This is a genomic window from Rossellomorea sp. QJM3NY_18 (assembly GCF_056173145.1).
Window position 1 is genome coordinate 3147393 of sequence record NZ_CM149659.1, and the last position, 17720, is coordinate 3165112.

The following is a 17720-nucleotide window of genomic DNA, read 5'->3' on the forward strand; positions in this document are numbered from 1 at the left end:
AGCTGAACCGTAAACCGACCCCATAAAAAAAAGCCACACCCATCAGATGTGGCCCACCCACCTATATCACTTTGATTCCGAAATCAAATATTTCTCTCTGAAAATCGGACTAAGTTCACTCCACACATCGAACGTATTACCATCCACATCATAAAAAACAAAATTCCTGCCTGAGTGACCTCGGTCCTCAATCTCTCCAACCTTCACCCCGCGACGGATAAAGTCCACGCGCACATTTTCCAGAGCCTCTAACCCATCCACTTCAAATGTTAAAGAAAAGCGTTCCTTACCATGGACATCTATAAAGTTAGCACTCTCGTTTTCTTTTGATTTAACAAGAAAGATGCTTTGGTTGGCAAGATTCAAAATGGCTTTATCCTCATCTTTATAGTTTAATTCTGCCCCCAAATTCGCTACGTACCATTCCGAAGAACGTTCCACGTCAGCCACTGGAATATAAGTCGTTCCTACTCTTAACAATTTTTCGTTCATCTATGATCCCTCCGTTTTATTTTTTCCGGCCAATATAAAGCAGGTGAGAAGAAATGCCAAGAATATAAGGATCTGTTGCTCTTTCGATAATTAAATCAATGATTTTCCTTACTTCTTCATCTCCCTTTTCTCTCCAGTAGTCCCAGTTGTCAGGATTCAAAACAGTGCCTGCATTAGATCCAATCAGCTCGATCGTTTCAAAACCGTTCTCTTCCATAAAAGGATTGATGTCTTCTATTTCGAAATAATAGGCACCGGTAAATCGTCCTTCATCAGCGTGATTAAAGCAGCCTGTTTGGGAAAATTGCTTAATGTTGTCCATCTCATCGTGAGGCTTCCAATTGTCAGGTGAAAGGAGCGATGTGAGGATGTGTCTGATCCTCGGCATAAACGCAACAAAGACCAGTCCATCCTTTTTGGTCACTCGATTTAGTTCTTTTACTGCCCTCATGCGGTCGTTCTCTTCCTGCAGATGGTACATGGGACCAAGCATGAAGGAAGAGTCAAACTGTTCATCTTCGATCATGTGAAGGTCCCTGGCGTCTGCTGCATGAAATCCTTCAAATTGTCCTTCTAATTGAAGTTCCTCTGCTTTCCCTTTGGCGATATCAACCAACCTCGGGGTCAGATCGGTCAGTGTCACCCTATAACCAGCTTTGGCCAGTTCCATTGAATATTTCCCCGGTCCCGCTCCATTGTCAAGAACAGATCCTGTAAGGGGCATATATTTTCTCATGTAATGCCAATTCACCTGAAATTCAACAGGTTCACGTTCAAGTCTTCCCCACTCATCAAATTGATTGTAATACTCTATGATCTTACTCAGCATTTCCACCCACATTCCACTTTTTACCTATATATTCGCTGCAATTTATGTCAAATCCTGCCTACTACCCACTTTTTTTGTAAGCAGCTATTGATTATGTAATTGATTAGAGGATATCCACACTCTTCATAGAACTTATGTATAGATAATTAAATAGAATAGGAGAAGATACGAAGTGAGAGATCAATTAATCCCGGCCATTATTGCGTTTGTTTTAGTCTCAGCTTTATCCCCTCTGTTCATTGCACTCCTAAGAAAATTAAAGCTTCTGCAACCGATACGAAAAGAGCTTCCTTCCAATCATCAAATCAAAAAAGGGACTCCCCTGATGTTTGGAATCATCCTCTTTATCGGTATAATCGTATCCTTATTTTTTTCACCTACGCCCCTGATGTTTTTCTTGGCCATTACCTACATTCTATTCAGCTTCATCGGATTTTTGGATGATTTTTGGAAAGCGTCCCGGCAAGATCCCGGCGGTGTTTCAAGTAGAACGAAGCTTATCTTCCAATTTCTATTCACGGGTACCCTGCTTTACTACTTGATGAATGCACAAGGAATAGATGCGACCATTGGCATCTATCAAAATTTCTCTATTGATCTTCCAATGTACTTATATCTCATTGTCATCACCTTATTTGTCGTCGGTTCTGCCAATGCGATTAATTTTACAGACGGCTTGGACGGCCTTTTAGGAGTCGTCGCGATTCCGACCTATTTTTTCTTTTTTATGATTTCGGACAGTAGTGAGGTCCAGCTTTTTTGTTTAGTGATGATTGGCTGCTTACTCGGGTTTCTTATTTATAATATCTTTCCTGCCCGTGCTTTTATGGGGGATACAGGGTCATTGGCGATAGGGGGCTCCCTTTCATTTCTTGCCGTTATTGAAAAAGTGGAGATCCTCATTCCACTGCTATTCTTTATCTACTTTGCTGAACAGCTTTCGGTCATTTTACAGGTGGCTTCATTCAAATCGAGGGGTAAGCGAATCTTCAGGATGACTCCGATTCATTATCACTACGGCTTAAAATATGGCTGGGGTGAAACGACCATTGTTAGCGCTTTTGGGTTTGTGTCATGGATTTGTACGTTTATCTGTTTTGCTTATTGGAAGTTTGTTCTCTATCCCTAATAGAAAACGGAGGATGGACTATTGTCCTTTCTGCTGCATTATGGATAAAAAAAGAGGTGCTCTCTCTCGGAGAACACCTCTTTTTCTTAGTAACACATATCATCCTCTTCTTCTACCCGTTCCACCGTGGTTCTTGGAGTGCAGAACCCACCAAGGACTTCGAGGATGACCGGGTGAAGGATTTCAATTTCCAGGCAGGCGATGAGTTGAATTTGTACCTGTTCCTGGGTCAGACTTCCCTTCTTTTCCCTACATTTAATATCTACTATGGAGCAGTTCACATTTCCGGGATTAATTCCTTCAGGTAAGCAAACGGCGATCTTTTTATCAAAGTAGACCGGTATATCCATCGTGCAGGACTCTGCTTCACTTACCCGGGATTGGATGGTCAATTGAAGCGCTGCTTGCCCACGAATCTCCACATATCCCGGTGTCCCTCTTTCAAATCCGATGACTGAACATCCGTCGGGCGTTAGCTGACAAGAGACACTTATGCCCTCTCCCCTTCTTAGGAGTTCATCAACCAGCTCACTGCAGCCTTCGGATAACCAAATATGTTGCGTTGCGTTATGGGTAGCAATGACCCAATCATATACCTTGTCTACTGCGATGCATTCAGGTCTCAAATTTGATGGTGGAGGGAGTACTTCTCCTAACTGAACATTCAGCACCCGATCCTCACCTTCTTGCAGAGTGATGCTCACCTCTTTCACCGGGTATCCCGGTGCCGTAAACCTGATGATGAAATTCCCAGGCGGCAGCCCTAACAAGATATAGAATCCATTGGGATCAGTTAAGGTGGATCGTATCGGGACTTGGGATCCAACGGGAAAAATCTGTACAAGTACTTGTGAAATCGGTGCTCCCGTCTGAATATCTGTAACATATCCTCTGATACTGGCAGGATTGTCTTTTAGCAAGAAGTTGAGCGTTCTTGTGGTCCCCCTGATGAGTGTGACCGTTTGGAATTGACTTTGATATCCTCTTACTCTAACGACGATGACCACTTCTCCTCCAGGCAGTCCTGAAAGTGTATAGTTCCCATCCCTGTCCGTAAGCGTCACACCCAGTAACCTTCCATCGGTTGTAAAGACTTGGATAAGGGCATCGTCAATGGCCGCCAGTGTACGTGCATCCCTGACATTTCCGGTTATCGTAGCCGGATTTGATTCTAGCGCTGCATTAAGAATCTCCGTTTCTCCTAGACTGAGGGTGATAGGGATTGTCTGGCTGACATATCCGTCTGCGGAGAAAATAACATTATAGTCACCTGCAGGTAGCCCGGTCAGAATATACCTTCCCTCTTGGTCCGTCAAGGTTGATGCCACCACAATTCCAGACCCACTGATGACTGTGACGACAGCGGCACCTTGAATTGGTGTTCCTGCCCCACCATCCGTGACCGTGCCTTTCAGGGTGGCAGGCTGTCGGCCAAGTTCTACATCCAGAGTTCTCGTTTCTCCATTTGTGAGGAAGATCCTGAATACTTCACTGGTATAGTCATCTGCAGAGAAGACCACCCGGTACTCACGGGGATCAAGTCCAGTAATCAGGTACTCCCCTAAGCTATCGGTGAGGACAGAAGCTACGGGGATTGTCGTCCCCACCCTGAATACTTGGACAAGGGCTGATGGAATGGGGAGATGATTGACTCTGTCCCTCACGGTTCCTCTAAGAACTGCCGGTTGGTTCGATAGACTAAAATTAAGAATTTCCGTTTCACCTGGTGATAACGTCACAACCGCTATTTGATCCCCAAACCCAACTGCGCTTGCTATGGCCGTATATTGACCTTCCGCTAACCCGGTAATCACGTAAGCTCCATCTTCATCCGTCAGGGTGCTGGTAATAAACACACCGTCTGAGTTAAAGATCCTTACTAATGCGCCTTGGATTCCAGTCGCAGTTTGTGCATTGAAGACAGTACCTGTAATTCCAGCAGGATTAGGATCTAACGCTGCATTCACTGTTTCTGTCTCATTCGGAATAAGGATGACTGGAATGACGACTGTTCCATAACCGTCTGCAGAAATGACCACATTGTAACTACCGGTTGGTAAGTTGCCGAGGGAATACGTTCCACCGCTCGATGTCAGGGCGCTTCCAACGACGATATCTGTATTTGGTATCACCACTTTGACAAGTGCTCCGCTGATCGGGTTCATTGTAACAGAATCTCGTATCGTCCCTTGAATCGTTGCCGGGAACGGGATCAGAGCGATATCCAACACCTCAGCTTGACCAAGTGTTAAGAAGACATTATTAACATTGATGGCGTATCCTTCAAGTTGGGCAATGACATCAAACGCTCCCTGAGGCAGCCCTTCTATTAAATAATTTCCGTTTTCATCCGTAAGGACCCTCCTTACTAATATGCCTGTGCCGCTTGCATAAACTTCAATGATGACTCCTGTCAAAGGAGAACCTGTAACGGCATCCACGACATTTCCACTGAGGGTAGCAGGGTTAGCCAGAAGATTGAAGTCTAACAAAGTGGTAGTGTTGGGTTGAATGTTGACTTGCTGAAGCAAAGCCTGATAACCAGTATTGATCGCCGCAACGGTATAGCTTCCCTCTGCCAGACCAGGAATGACATACTCCCCGTTCACATCCGTTTGAACTGTGGCGATAACGGTACCCTGGCTGTCAATGACCCTTACCAAGGTGTCCGATAAAGGTTGTAAGGTTTGCGCATCTCTGACCGTCCCCGTTAATGAACCGGGATTCGGTGTGAGAAAAATTTCAACATTGGTGACCCCTCCGCTCATGACTTCTGCTGAAACTGAGGAAGACCCGTAATTCGGATTGCTTCCCACTAGTACATACATCAAAGGGGATAGAGTCGTTGTCTGGAAGAATCCACTCGAATCTGTGATGGTGGTAAAAATGATCGGACCGGATCCGGAAAGTTCACGAACGACTACAGTGGCTCCTGCTATTGGAGCGAGAGTAACCGAATCCCTTACGAATCCTTGAACGATTCCAGGGTTTGGACGTAAAGCAAAGCTCAGGAAGCTGGTTTGATTAGATGTGACGATCGCTCCTGCCGTCTCCGGACCAAATTCGGCTGCATTTGCCACCACCGTATATACTCCAGGGGTGACTCCGGAAAACGTGTACTCCCCATTTTGATTGGATAAAGTGGTTTGGACGAGTACATTTGTGACATCGTATAGTTGGATGACGGCATTGGGAATGGGATCTCCATTTGCAAGATTCGTAACGAACCCTTGAATCTGTCCAGGATTTGGAGAAAGACTGAGTTCAGCAAAGAGAATGTCGCCAGGTCCCCCGATAACAGACTTCGTATCTGTCCCGAATGTGGCGGCATCTGCCGTAATATTCAGCGTACCTGCCGGCAAGGAGGTGAAAGTGACGAATCCGTTCGCATCCGTAATCCCGGTGGCAATCGTGATATTGTTCGAATGACGAATGGTGACGGTCGATCCTTCTATCGGAGTTGAGGTATTCTGAATCAACACCTGCACTGAGAGGGTCACAGGGTTTGCGGCTAACACGTTGGTAACAGTTGTGGTTTGATTGGAATGAATAATTGCCGATACGGTGGACGACGAATAATTCGGGGCTGCAGCTGTAACGAAATACGTGCCTGGTGCAAGAGAAGGTACTGAATACGTCCCATCAGAGTTGGCAAAAAAACTGACAACGAGCACATTGTTTTCATTAAAGACAGAGATTTGAATGTTATTACCCGTTATAGGATTTCCGATTGTATCCTCCACGTTTCCTGACAGCGTGCCTGGATTCTCCCCTAAGGCAAGATCCGCTCTCGTAGCTGAGTCACTTTGGACGATGGCTCCGATCTGTTCTGTAGTGAAATTCAATTTCGAGGCAGAGACGATATAGGATCCCGGAGCCAGCCCACTGACAGAATAGTTACCGAATTCGGATGTCGTTGTCGTTGCTACAGGGATCTGGGATATCCCGTCAATAATCACTACTGTTGCACCGGCAATGACATTGCCAGTCGTCAGGTTGGTGATCTGCCCATTGATACTTCCGGGATTCGGAATCAATGAAATATTGACGTCGGTTAAATCCTGCCCCACTCCAAGACTGACTCCTGTGATCACCTGACCAAATCCAGGCGCATTGGCCACCACCGTAAAAGAACCACTCGGTAAATTTCCTATAACATAGTGACCGGATGCGTCGGTAAACCCAGTACCAATCAGGATATTACTCTGATCAAATACTTGAACGGTGGCATTCCCGATTGGAGTTCCCATATTATCGGTTACAACTCCGGATACAGAGCCGGGATTAGGTGTCAGTGTTAACGAGACTGAAGATGCTTGGCTGGCGAGAACCGAAACTCCAGCCTGGGCTGTGGAATAATTGGGAGCTGTAGCTGACACTGTATATGTGCCTGGTGTCAAGTTATTAAAAGAGAAAGTACCATCTTGATTGGCCACGACAGAATCGATCAGGACATTGTTTACGTCCCTTAACTGAATGATTGTGTTTGGAACGATAGGAGTAACGGTTCCTGTAATCGACCCTGGGTTAGGAAGCAAAGAAACCGAGACAGGTGTTGTCTGTCCTGAAGAAACGAGAGCACCGACTGTACCGTTCTGGAAATTGGCAGCGAATACGTTCACTATATAGTTATCCGGAGCAAGACCTTCTACGATGAATAGTCCATTTGAATCCGTCAGTACCGTCGTAATCAGAGTACCGGAGCTGTTGACAATATTCACGCTAGCTCCTGCAATGGGGTTGCCTCCCGGACTGTCCAAAACGGTTCCGGTCATCCTTCCAGGATCAGGCTCCAAGGCCAAACTGCCATCAACGGTTTGGTTTGAAGATACCTGCACAGATGCAGCGTTGGTCTGGAAATTCAGTGCCGATACAACGACCGTATATACTCCTGGGGCCAACCCATTCACCACATATTGACCGTTATTGTCAGTTAATACAGTAGCGATAAGCGCCCCACTGGAGTTTAACACCCTTACCTGCACGTTTGCACCTATGATCGGTGTTCCAGTTTGAGCATTGGTTACGTTTCCTGCAATGGATCCTGGGTCGGATGCCAAATTAAAGTTCACACCACTCGTGACATTGGATGTGATCGTCACACCCTGAGTGGCTGATTGATAATTGGCGGCTGCAGCGAGGACTATATAATTTCCGGGAGCAAGGTTCGGAACCGTATAGGAGCCATCAGATGCTGTAACAGTCGTGGCAACGATGATGCCCGTTCCTGTGTTGATTTGTACGGTGACACTTCCACCTGCAATCGGATTATTATTGGTATCCCTGACAAAACCGGTCAATGTACCGGGATTCTCATTTAAGGTGACATTGACTATTGTAGTCTGACCATTTTCAATCATGGCCGCAACCGTTTCCGTCGTATAATTTGGTGCACTGACGACAACGGTGTAACTTCCAGGAGGAAGGCCGGCCACCATATATTGCCCATTTGCATCCGTGATCACTGAACTTATCTGGATATTGTTCTGAAATACTGTTACTGTTGCTCCGGGAATGGCTGCAGCATTAGGATCCTGGACAGTACCATTCAGCACACCAGCGAGCCTCGATAACGCAGCATTTACAATGGTGACTGTATTCGATAGGATGATTGCACCGAGTGTTTGAGTCGCATAACCACTCGCTGTAAATAAGAGAGAATATGAACCGGGAGTAAGACTGGTGAAAGAGTATTGCCCACTTCCATCCGTAGTGGTACTCGCTACGATGACATTTTGACTATTGATGACCTGAACGGATGCACCAGAGATAGCCGTCATGGTGTCGGCGTCAACGACCGTCCCTTGAATGGATCCTGGATTCGGGTCCAGGAAGAGGTTAGTGATTGTGGTATTTCCAGCGGTGACAGTCGATGAGACCGACGTTGAACTATAGTTAACAGCAAAGGACCTAACCTGATACGTTCCAGGTGCTAAATTATTGAAGGTATATTGACCACTACCGTCAGCCGGCGTGGAAGCAATGAGCACACCATTGGAGTCCAGAAGTTCTAAATTGGCAAATGGGATCGCATTATTAGTAGATGCATCACGGACCGTACCGGATATTGCACCGGGATTGGCAACCAGTGTGAAATTGACCACAGATGCCTGATTCGGTTCTGTCACCACGGCTTTCGTCTGAGATTGGAATCCTGCGGCAACGACAGAAACATTATAGAGTCCGGGTGTCACATTCGTGAAGGAATAGTTACCGACTACGTTGGTGTTCGTGCTATCCACTACCGTACTGGAATTATTAAGAAGCTGAACGGTCGCATTATTAATGGCACCACCATTAGAGACGTTCCCTGTTATCGTACTTGGCTGAGGTACGAGGGCAATATTCGCCGTTGTTGAAGCCCCTGCCGTCGCAGTCACATTCACTGTCCCCGTTACGTAATTCGTTAATGCCGCTTGAACTGTATAGTTGTCCGGCACTACATTTGTAAACGAATAAAAACCACTTGTATTGGTTTGTGTTGTCGCAATGACACTCATTCCCTGGAGAAGGGAAACAGTAGCATTCGGAAGTACCAATCCGGTTGTCTGATCCGTGATGGTCCCGTTGACGGTTGAGCTTTGTTGTACGTTAATCGTAACCACGGAAGTGTTGGACTGAAGGCCGGTACCTGTTGAGGAATCAAAGCCTGATGCCTGTACCCGATCTAGGTTTCTTGATCCACTGGTTGTATAGGCACCACTAAGTGTGAATGTCAATGTAGCCGTCGCCCCTGGATTCAGGTTGCCAATGTTCCAGGTCAATAACTTAGTAGCTGGATTATACGTGGTGAGCCCTTGGGAGGTCGTATTCACCACAAAGCCGGTTACGGTATCTGGACCGATGACATCATCCAGAAAGACCGACGTGGCTTGAGAAAGGCCGGTATTCGTCACAGTGACAGTACCTGTCCAAGTTGACTGCTGACCAAGTAGAACTGTCTGGGGACCTGAGTTCCTTACTTTGTTCGTTGAAAGCTTTGCCCTGATATCGGCTTGATTTGGAGTAATTGGGTTTGTGAATGCATTGGCGAAAGAAAATCCTTCACTGGTCCGAAGCGAATCTTTATTATAGTTATTAGAGTTAGCTGATGAAAAGTATACAGCACGTATAGCGGATGAAGCATTGATTCCTAAGAAAGAAAATACTGTGCTTGCAGGAAGGAACCAATCAAGGAAATAATCCTGATCTCCTCCTATGCTTGAATCGGCAGGCGTGACCCTGGCAAAATCAAAGTTGGTGATCGGTTGAGCAAAGTTAGGGTTCCCCCCACCGGTCCCTTCGGCTGGATCATTCCACGAGTTGACCAGTTTCACCGTATTCTGAACCAAGCTGACTCGGTTATTCAACCCGTCCAGGTTAAACAGCCAGTCGTATGTCCCGGCGACACCGGTAGTATTTATTAATACTCCCCATGAAAAATTTCTGAAACCTGTCAATTGATTATTTCGGGGATCCCCGTTTAGTCTCAAACGAAAATACACATTCTCCCCGTCGTATGCAAAAAAACCCACAGGAAAAGTGGAGTTTCCTACAATGTCCGTTGAAATGGGACTCTCATCTCCTAAGACATCAAATAAGGGTGTACCTCCGACTATAACAGGGGTATACTGCGAATTACTGGGAAATGTCACAGAAAAAACCTCCTATACATGATATTGTCTTTACTATCGTATGGAGAGGTAAGAGAAGTGACCTGTTCAAACGTCTAATAGAGTGAAACTAATTAGTACTTTTCCCCCTAAAAATCTACTTTCCCTGCTTTCTTGTAAGTCTGAGTTAAAATCCCCGCAGCCTTTTCCCTCTTCCATTCTGTTGCCCTGTGACGGGTAAAATAAATTTCCAACAAACGATCCTCCTCTTTTAAAGCCGTGATAAACAGACTTCTATTTCCATTAGAACAAAACGGACCTTGGGTGATTACATACTACTAAAATGGTGTTTTCCCTTAATAAAGTATAGAAAAGGTGCATTTCCAATAAAGAAATGCACCAATGTTATAAGTATTTAGACCAAACAACTAAAATCCTTCACCATTTCATTGAATTTTTCTTTCTCCTCTACATGAGGGGAATGATTACTATTCTCAAAAATATAAAATGTTGAATTCGGAACAAGATTGAAAATTTCCTCTGAATACACAAAAGGACATTGAGAGTCGTGTTTCCCACAAAAAACGATTGTCGGGGTTTTTATGTTCGAAATCTCCTCTCTGATATCGTATGTTGGCAGTTCGTTCGAAGCATAATACTCCAACCGTTTTGGAACCACTTTCCCCCTGCTTGGCTTAGAAAAGTACTCGTCATATCTGCTCGGTTCATTCAATGACATTTTCGCCCACTCCTTGCCTGCTTGTACCCGTTCTTCTTTTGTTGCATCATCGGACCGAAGGATAGAGAATATTTCTTTCAACCGGTCGTTATAAGGATTTTCATGGCAGTAAATACTTTCCTGATCATTCACATACTCATTGGTGGCTGAGGCACCGCCTACAATTAATCTGTTTAGAGAATCCGGATGATCAGCAGCATAAACCAACCCTAACATCCCCCCTGTGGAATGGCCTGCATAGTTCCATCTATCATATCCTAAAGCTAATCGGATCGCTTCCAGATCTTTGCTGGTTTCACTCATACTTAACTCATCCTCATCCTGGATCTCAGTGCTATTCCCGGTTTCTTTCAAATTGACAAGGTACACTTTATAGTCGTCCACAAATCGATCGGCAAAGTGATAGCCTCGCTCGTTAAACTCGCTATATAGATGCGTCACACATAACGGCTCACCATTCCCTGCTTCAAAGATTTCAAAATCCCCTCGATCTGTTTGGATCAGTTTTTGTTGCCACATACTTTTTCCCCCATTCTGTTTTGTCTGTATCATTATTTGGGATTAACTGGGTATTTTATCTTGAACACTACTACCTATTAGACGGGAGCCAAAATGGAATAGTTTCAATTATTCTGTTAACTTTTCTTTTAATTTGATTTTAAGAGGTCCAACTGCAGATCGTCATCTATAGTTGTTTATAATAATCGCTTCCTTTAGAATTTATATTGCATCTGTTTGAGTCGACTCTAGAAGCGAGCGTCCTAGTACTTTATACGTCTAATAGAAGATAAAGGTTTCGAAAAAGCATAATAATTATGAGGAGGAACCGGAATGAAGAAATATACAGGAGTCACCTTTCAAGTTAGAGTCACAGATTTCGAAGCGGGGCTTAGTTGGTACAAAACATTCTTCAACCGTAACCCTGACTTCATCCCACATGAAGACTTTGCCGAGTGGGAAATCGTGAAAGATACCTGGCTGCAGGTGGCAAAGGGAGAGCCGGCAGTCGGGAATGGTCCTTTGCGTTTAGGTGTTCACGATATCCATTCTGAACGTGAGAGATTGATAGAATCATTGAATATGATGATCGAGGAAGTCCAAACCCGGGAAGGAGTTCCAGCAGCCTGGTGTACGTTTAGCGATCCGTATGGTAATTCAGTTGGGTTGTTTGAGGAATTAGATGGATAACAGCAGAGCGGGGATGGGACCCGCTCTATACCTGTCCCCATGCCCCGGTCCTCACCGTTTCCAAAAAGCGCCGGGCAGCTGAAGGCAGGGACTGCTCGCTATCCAGGCTTACTACGGCGATTTCCCTAAAGAGAGCCGGCATACCATTTGGTTTGAGCTGAACCAATGTTCCTTCTTCTAAGAATGCAGAAACCATTGATTCTGTAAGAAGCGCGGTTCCCCTGTAGTTTTGGATAAATTCAAGTGCAGTAGCAGGCGGCAATTCGATGGTATCACTCCCGAGTGACATATGGGTTCGTTGCCAATGCTTGCTCTCCTCGCTCCAATCCGTCATGATGTATGGTTTGCTCGTTTCAAAAATGTCCTCTACTCTATAACTTCCATCCTCCATCCTGCTTAATGGCTGATCACGACGGGCAACGAGGATCAGGGGTTCTTTTATACTAAAAAGCTTTTTCAAATCTTTATTAAAGTAGGGAGAAGTAATCATTCCCAGCTTGATACTTCCATCATAAAGCATATCGATGATTTGTTGGTTATGACCGGTATGGATGGCGATCTGGATATCTGGAAATGTGGTGTACATTTCCCTTACGATCGAGGTAAAATGTCCGGATGTAAATGTGGGAAGGATTCCGATCGTGATCTCCCCTCTTTTACCTTCTTTGATCGACAACGCCCTTTCTCTCCCTTTATGCAGCACATCGAGAGCCTGCCTGGCATAGGGAAGGAACCCTTTCCCCAAATCCGTCAGCTTCATCTGCTTACCCTCCCTGACAAACAAATATCCCCCGACATCTTTCTCTAACTCTTTAATCCGCAAACTGACAGTAGGCTGTGATACGTCCAGGTATCTCGAAGCCTTGCTGTATGAACCGAGCCTCGAAACAAGCTCAAATGCAATCAGCTGATTAATTTCCACCCTGATTCCTCCAATCCATAAAAATGTTTTATAGTAAGTATAAGTAATATAGGATTGTTTAATAGTTATAAGAAAATTATAGTGTAAATACACAATGAATAAAAGGAGGGCGTTTAATGAATATGAAAGCAAAATTACAGAACCTCATGGACACCCAGTACAGCCGGCCCGCTGGAGTGCTCGGATGGTTCATCGGGGAGAAGATGATTCGCCAGCATAAGCCTGAAACGCTGTGGACCATTGAAAACCTCCAGCTTCAGGAAAATGAACGGATCCTTGAGATTGGATGCGGGGCAGGATTCGCGATGAAACAGATCGCTTCGTTGAATGGAGGTCACACTGTCACCGGCTTGGATTTGTCAGAAACCCTTCTCCAATCAGCAGCAGTGCGCAACAAAAAAGCCATCAGACAAAAGCAGATGGCACTAGTTCACGGAAGGGTTGAAGAAATGCCTTTCTCTAATGAAGAATTCACAGCCGTGTTCAGCATCCATTCTGTTTACTTCTGGGAGGACCTGTTCAAATCATTAAAGGAAATCGAAAGGGTGCTGACTCCTGACGGAACCGTCCTAATCACGCTTTGCGATGGAAAAGACGGAGAAGATTGGGGTTCCATCAAGAAGATGATCCAAAGTGAATTACTCCCGATGATGGAACAATTGAAGTTTAAGGAACTTCGCGTACTGGAAGGGCCCTTGTCGCGTGGGTATCATACGGTGGCTATATGTGGAGTTAAATCAGCATCTCGATGACTCGTTTTTCAGAAATAGAAAGCCATGGAGCGGGTCCGTTAATTCACAACGGAACTGTCCCCATGGCTTTTTTTATATAAATTTCGTCCCTAATCAACCAACCATTTTAAAAACCAACCCAAATTCTGCTCCATAATGGCCTGGTGTATTCCCGGCTTGTCAGAGCTATATCCCATGCCATCAAATACAACTAATTCTGTCTCGACTCCCATATCCCTGAGTCCTTTATAGAGCTCATATGCATTCGGTAGTGGAACTCTCGCATCCTTTTCCCCATGTTGGATCAGGGTTGGCGTAGAGGCTGATTGAATATAGGTCGTGGGTGATGCTTTGGCATAGATCTCCGGGTCGTTCCACGGTGTATCTCCTACATGCATCCTGATAAAGGAAGGCAGATCTGTATTCACATAATTCGTGATCCAGTTACTGATCCCACCTCCAACTGAGGCAGCTTTAAATCGATCACCATAGGTAGAGCAGAATGCTGAGATGAATCCGCCCTGACTCCAGCCCATCACTCCGACTCGATCTTGATCTGCAATCCCCCGGGCCACGAGTGCATCGACACCGGATATTACATCCTCGTAGTCACCGATTCCCAGGTTTCGATAGTTTGCCTTCAAGAAGTCATTCCCATATCCTGAGCTTCCCCTGTAGTTTGGTTCCAAAACGATGAAGCCCTTCTCAATAAACGACTCAACTGGATATTTTTCATTGAAGCAGCTTGAGTGGATGGGGAAAGAAGCCCACGCCGGCCCGCCATGGAGGAAGACCAATAAAGGGTGTTTTTTATTCCAATCCATGTCTTTCGGGGTTGTTAATACCCCTTCTATTTCAAGGCCATCACGGCTGCTCCATGAGATGATTTCCCTGTTACTTGTACGTCTCCCCTGGAGCAGAGCATTTTCATTGGTGATTTTTTCACCATCAGCATAGACTTCGAATGTTTCATTATATGCAGCCTTACGATAGGCGAGATGATTTCCATCTCCTGTTATAGAAGCCTCCATGATGCAGCCATTCGTAGTTCCCGCCAATATGGCAAGCTTCCCATCTTCAGATAACAACCCGACCCGATAATTCGTCTTATCCTGCCACATCAGTAGAATCCCTTTAGCTGTCCAGCGTATGGGAATAACCGTACGGTCAAAATCCAGCAATGGTTGAATCCGCTCACCACTCGTTAAATCATAGATTTCGAGTGTACTGTCCATGATATGAGTCTTATAGTAATCCTTCTCACGTAAGCTTGACGTGTAACAGATTTTCGTAGCTTGAGGAGAAAAGCAAACGCTCCCTCCCACTACCTTATCTCTACTCAGCTTCCGCCACTCTCCAGATGGACGGTCGAGGAGGTAGGGGTCTCCATTCTGACCATCTTCCCCATCCGGGCTTGGCGTAGCCATGAACACCACCTTATCCCCAGCGGATGAAACATCGAATTCCTGGATGTGAAAATCCCTGCTTTCCGTCAGTTGATATGAAACCTGTTCAATTAATTCAACGTACCATAAACAATGATTTCGATAGTGCTTGCCAACATAGTGAAATTCTCCGAACTTCTCCCTGCGTATCCTGATTTCCTCAGATTCCGGTGACGGTGCAACATAGTAAATCCCCTTGCCAGAAGGATCCCATTTGAATTGAATGACCCCTTCTTCCTCATCCGAAACTTGAATCCTGCCAACACCATCGATCGACTCCATAAAGATTTGATTCTTTGTACTCCCGTCACCAGCTGAAAGATAAGCCAATCGATTGGAATCCGGCGACCAGAGTGGGGAGGTGCCCTCTGTGAATGGGGTGCATTCCCTCTTGTCTTTTTCATATATCACGATGGAATTCCTATATGTATTCTCTTCCCAGTCAGCCGTGTTTTTGACAAATGCTACTTGTTGTCCGTCCTCACTTATGTGTAAGTCTGATATGGCAGGTATGGAAAGAAGCTCTTCAATATTTAAATATGTATCACTCTTATTCATTCAGATACCCCTTCATCTTAAAATGCTTTCGTACACACCGGCCTTTCATGCGTGTGGAAAAGGTCATGGACTTGATTCACGCAGGTTGGATTCGATATTTCTGCTTTTCCCCATTTGTATAAAGAGCAAAAAGTCACGGCCCCCATAATCATCGAAGAAAACTTGGAGATATCCAATCGCACGACAGTATCGACTGCCTGTTCATCAAAATGTTTAATCTCTCCATTTGAAAACGTCACGGTGAAGTTCTTTGACTCGTCACCTTGCAGATCGTCCTTTATGTCAAACTCAATCGTTAATGAAACGCTGCCGAATCGGTGCTTCTTCTCGTACAGCTCCAATAATAACCCTTTACAATCGATAACCCTGTACATCACACCAACCCCAATGTTCACCATATGCTTATTGTCAACTGAAGGCGCCGTATCGAGCATGGTGTCCATCCCACTTTCAGGTGCACTCAGAAAGTGAATGAGATCATCATGGTTAGAATTAATGATGATTCGTTTAAATTGATCAGCCTGTTGATGTAAAAAAGTAGATAATTCTTCAATCGCTTCCCTTGTTTCGAAGAATAACTCATGGATGTAAAGATCCTTCCCCTTACCTTCGTACAACACGTAGCCAAGTACTTGACCATCCTGTTTAAAACCCACCACTTTTCCAAAATTAAATGGTCGATTCAATTCCCGCTCCGTTGGAAATCGTTTCGTCATCCCATGCGTTTTTTGATAGACACGGTTGTAACAATCAAGAATGAGTTCTTTGTCTTCATAGCCTAATTGTTCTAGATGTTCTTTACGGGAAGGACTCTGAAAAGACGATGGGCTGACATAATATTGATAAACCTGTGTCCCCATTCCAAATCCCATCCTTTTATAGAATGCAACGTTGAACGGATATAACATCACAAGATGATGCCCTTGGGACTTATTAAGTTCATAAAAATACTTGATTAGTTGATACGCATTTCCCTCTTTCTTATGTAACAAATCAACAGCTAGCATCCCAACTCCGCCCACTGGTATGGTGGTTTGGTTCAAGTTCATTTCAAACAGAAATGTCCTCATTCCAGCCACTAAATCATTCCCTTTGAACAATCCATATAAGCTTTCGCTTGGTGTTTCTTCGATATGCCCCTGCAGCCATTGATCGGCATTTAAACCAGGGAACGCCCCATTGGCAAGTGAACAGAATGATGCGTATGTAGAAAGACTGATCTCCTTTATTTCTTTCAACTTGAAGTCCCTCCCCTATTTCTGAAAGCTTGAGAGTATCTTATAAACGGATTTCCATCAGCCTTGATTTAGTCCTTAAATTCATGGATTCATAGAATTTAATCGCATTTTCGTTAAACTCCCACACGCCTAATTCCAATGAATCTGCACCAATTGTCTTGGCGTACTCCACTATTTCCCCGAAGAATCTTTTACCCAAGCCTTTTCCTCTAAACGTCTGATCCACACCAAAGTCGTCCATATAGACCACTTTCTTAGGAATGAGAATCGGTCTTTCTACGGGATTCTTGATCGTGATGATGGTATAGGCGATGGGCTGGTCTTCTTCTAATATGAATACCTTTGTATTTTCTCCATCTATTAAGTTGTTAAAATACTCCTGGTCTAACGTGGTGTCTGCCATCTTGTAATGGTCCGGTCTTTCCGTTGTATGCATTTCGTGTACTTGTCTTTGGATTCGATGAACTGCATCATAATCATTTTTGGTGGCTTCTCGGATATGTGTTTGCATTGCATTTCCTCCTGGATGTTTTGAAAACTGTTAGTATAATAATATTTATGTTTTGGCTCATTTCGCCAAGGGTTGTTGCTTTTGAAAAGCTGAAGGTCATTGACATAACCTTCAGCTGTTTAATGACTTCATTATACCTATCACTGATGTTCATCATATCTGACTATAATTTTTTAGAAATAACCTGCCACAAATACCCATTATTTCAAACCATTTCACTTCTGGCAATATTCATTTTCTTTTGAACATAACTTATTATTTAGTTTACATGACCTGCAAGTAACTCCATTAACCCCTCTGCTGTATCTTTTTTACTTATGTTCTTTTTGGGAGGTTGACGTTTTGA

The 17720-nt window shown here is 44.6% G+C and carries 11 protein-coding genes; 3 read left to right on the plus strand and 8 right to left on the minus strand.

Annotation, left to right across the window (positions count from 1 at the left end; all coding sequences use genetic code 11):
- Window positions 1-66: 66 nt before the first annotated feature.
- Window positions 67-492: a VOC family protein gene (locus tag AC0VXY_RS16260; protein ID WP_475525856.1), complete on the minus strand. Its 426-nt coding sequence runs from the start codon at window positions 490-492 to the stop codon at window positions 67-69.
- Between the two features lie 16 nt (window positions 493-508).
- A complete protein-coding gene (locus tag AC0VXY_RS16265) occupies window positions 509-1318 on the minus strand; it encodes a class I SAM-dependent methyltransferase (RefSeq protein WP_475527883.1) in 810 nt (269 codons plus the stop codon).
- 175 nt (window positions 1319-1493) lie between these two features.
- Between AC0VXY_RS16265 and mraY the strand changes: the two genes are divergently transcribed.
- Entirely contained in the window at window positions 1494-2450 is a 957-nt protein-coding gene (gene mraY / locus AC0VXY_RS16270) for a phospho-N-acetylmuramoyl-pentapeptide-transferase (protein ID WP_475525857.1), read from the plus strand.
- An 86-nt stretch (window positions 2451-2536) separates the two neighbouring features.
- On the opposite strand, the gene AC0VXY_RS16275 is transcribed toward mraY, so the two are convergent.
- Window positions 2537-10084 carry a carboxypeptidase regulatory-like domain-containing protein gene (locus AC0VXY_RS16275; protein WP_475525858.1) on the minus strand — a complete coding sequence of 2516 codons (7548 nt, stop codon included), beginning with the start codon at window positions 10082-10084 and terminating at the stop codon, window positions 2537-2539.
- A 373-nt stretch (window positions 10085-10457) separates the two neighbouring features.
- Window positions 10458-11300 carry an alpha/beta fold hydrolase gene (locus AC0VXY_RS16280; protein ID WP_475525859.1) on the minus strand — a complete coding sequence of 281 codons (843 nt, stop codon included), beginning with the start codon at window positions 11298-11300 and terminating at the stop codon, window positions 10458-10460.
- Window positions 11301-11612: 312 nt separating this feature from the next.
- Between AC0VXY_RS16280 and AC0VXY_RS16285 the strand changes: the two genes are divergently transcribed.
- Window positions 11613-11969: a VOC family protein gene (locus AC0VXY_RS16285; RefSeq protein ID WP_475525860.1), complete on the plus strand. Its 357-nt coding sequence runs from the start codon at window positions 11613-11615 to the stop codon at window positions 11967-11969.
- Between the two features lie 25 nt (window positions 11970-11994).
- On the opposite strand, the gene AC0VXY_RS16290 is transcribed toward AC0VXY_RS16285, so the two are convergent.
- A complete protein-coding gene (locus AC0VXY_RS16290; protein ID WP_475525861.1) occupies window positions 11995-12891 on the minus strand; it encodes a LysR family transcriptional regulator in 897 nt (298 codons plus the stop codon).
- 116 nt (window positions 12892-13007) lie between these two features.
- Between AC0VXY_RS16290 and AC0VXY_RS16295 the strand changes: the two genes are divergently transcribed.
- On the plus strand, window positions 13008-13643 hold the full coding sequence (locus AC0VXY_RS16295; RefSeq protein WP_475525862.1) for a class I SAM-dependent methyltransferase: 636 nt from the start codon (window positions 13008-13010) through the stop codon (window positions 13641-13643).
- Between the two features lie 89 nt (window positions 13644-13732).
- On the opposite strand, the gene AC0VXY_RS16300 is transcribed toward AC0VXY_RS16295, so the two are convergent.
- The 3 genes from AC0VXY_RS16300 to AC0VXY_RS16310 are packed head-to-tail and all read right to left on the minus strand — an operon-like array spanning window position 13733 to window position 17374.
- Window positions 13733-15625, minus strand: coding sequence for a S9 family peptidase (locus tag AC0VXY_RS16300; protein ID WP_475525863.1), 1893 nt, complete (start codon window positions 15623-15625; stop codon window positions 13733-13735).
- Window positions 15626-15642: 17 nt separating this feature from the next.
- Window positions 15643-16863: a GNAT family N-acetyltransferase gene (locus tag AC0VXY_RS16305; protein WP_475525864.1), complete on the minus strand. Its 1221-nt coding sequence runs from the start codon at window positions 16861-16863 to the stop codon at window positions 15643-15645.
- A gap of 40 nt (window positions 16864-16903) precedes the next feature.
- On the minus strand, window positions 16904-17374 hold the full coding sequence (locus AC0VXY_RS16310; RefSeq protein ID WP_475525865.1) for an N-acetyltransferase family protein: 471 nt from the start codon (window positions 17372-17374) through the stop codon (window positions 16904-16906).
- Window positions 17375-17720 lie beyond the last annotated feature (346 nt).

Bases quoted from the DNA above. Each gene is read 5' to 3' on its own strand.
- AC0VXY_RS16260 (WP_475525856.1), bottom strand. From the start codon at position 492: ATGAACGAAAAATTGTTAAGAGTAGGAACGACTTATATTCCAGTGGCT.
- AC0VXY_RS16300 (WP_475525863.1), bottom strand. From the start codon at position 15,625: ATGAATAAGAGTGATACATATTTAAATATTGAAGAGCTTCTTTCCATA.
- AC0VXY_RS16285 (WP_475525860.1), top strand. From the start codon at position 11,613: ATGAAGAAATATACAGGAGTCACCTTTCAAGTTAGAGTCACAGATTTC.
- AC0VXY_RS16310 (WP_475525865.1), bottom strand. From the start codon at position 17,374: ATGCAAACACATATCCGAGAAGCCACCAAAAATGATTATGATGCAGTT.
- AC0VXY_RS16280 (WP_475525859.1), bottom strand. From the start codon at position 11,300: ATGTGGCAACAAAAACTGATCCAAACAGATCGAGGGGATTTTGAAATC.
- AC0VXY_RS16295 (WP_475525862.1), top strand. From the start codon at position 13,008: ATGAATATGAAAGCAAAATTACAGAACCTCATGGACACCCAGTACAGC.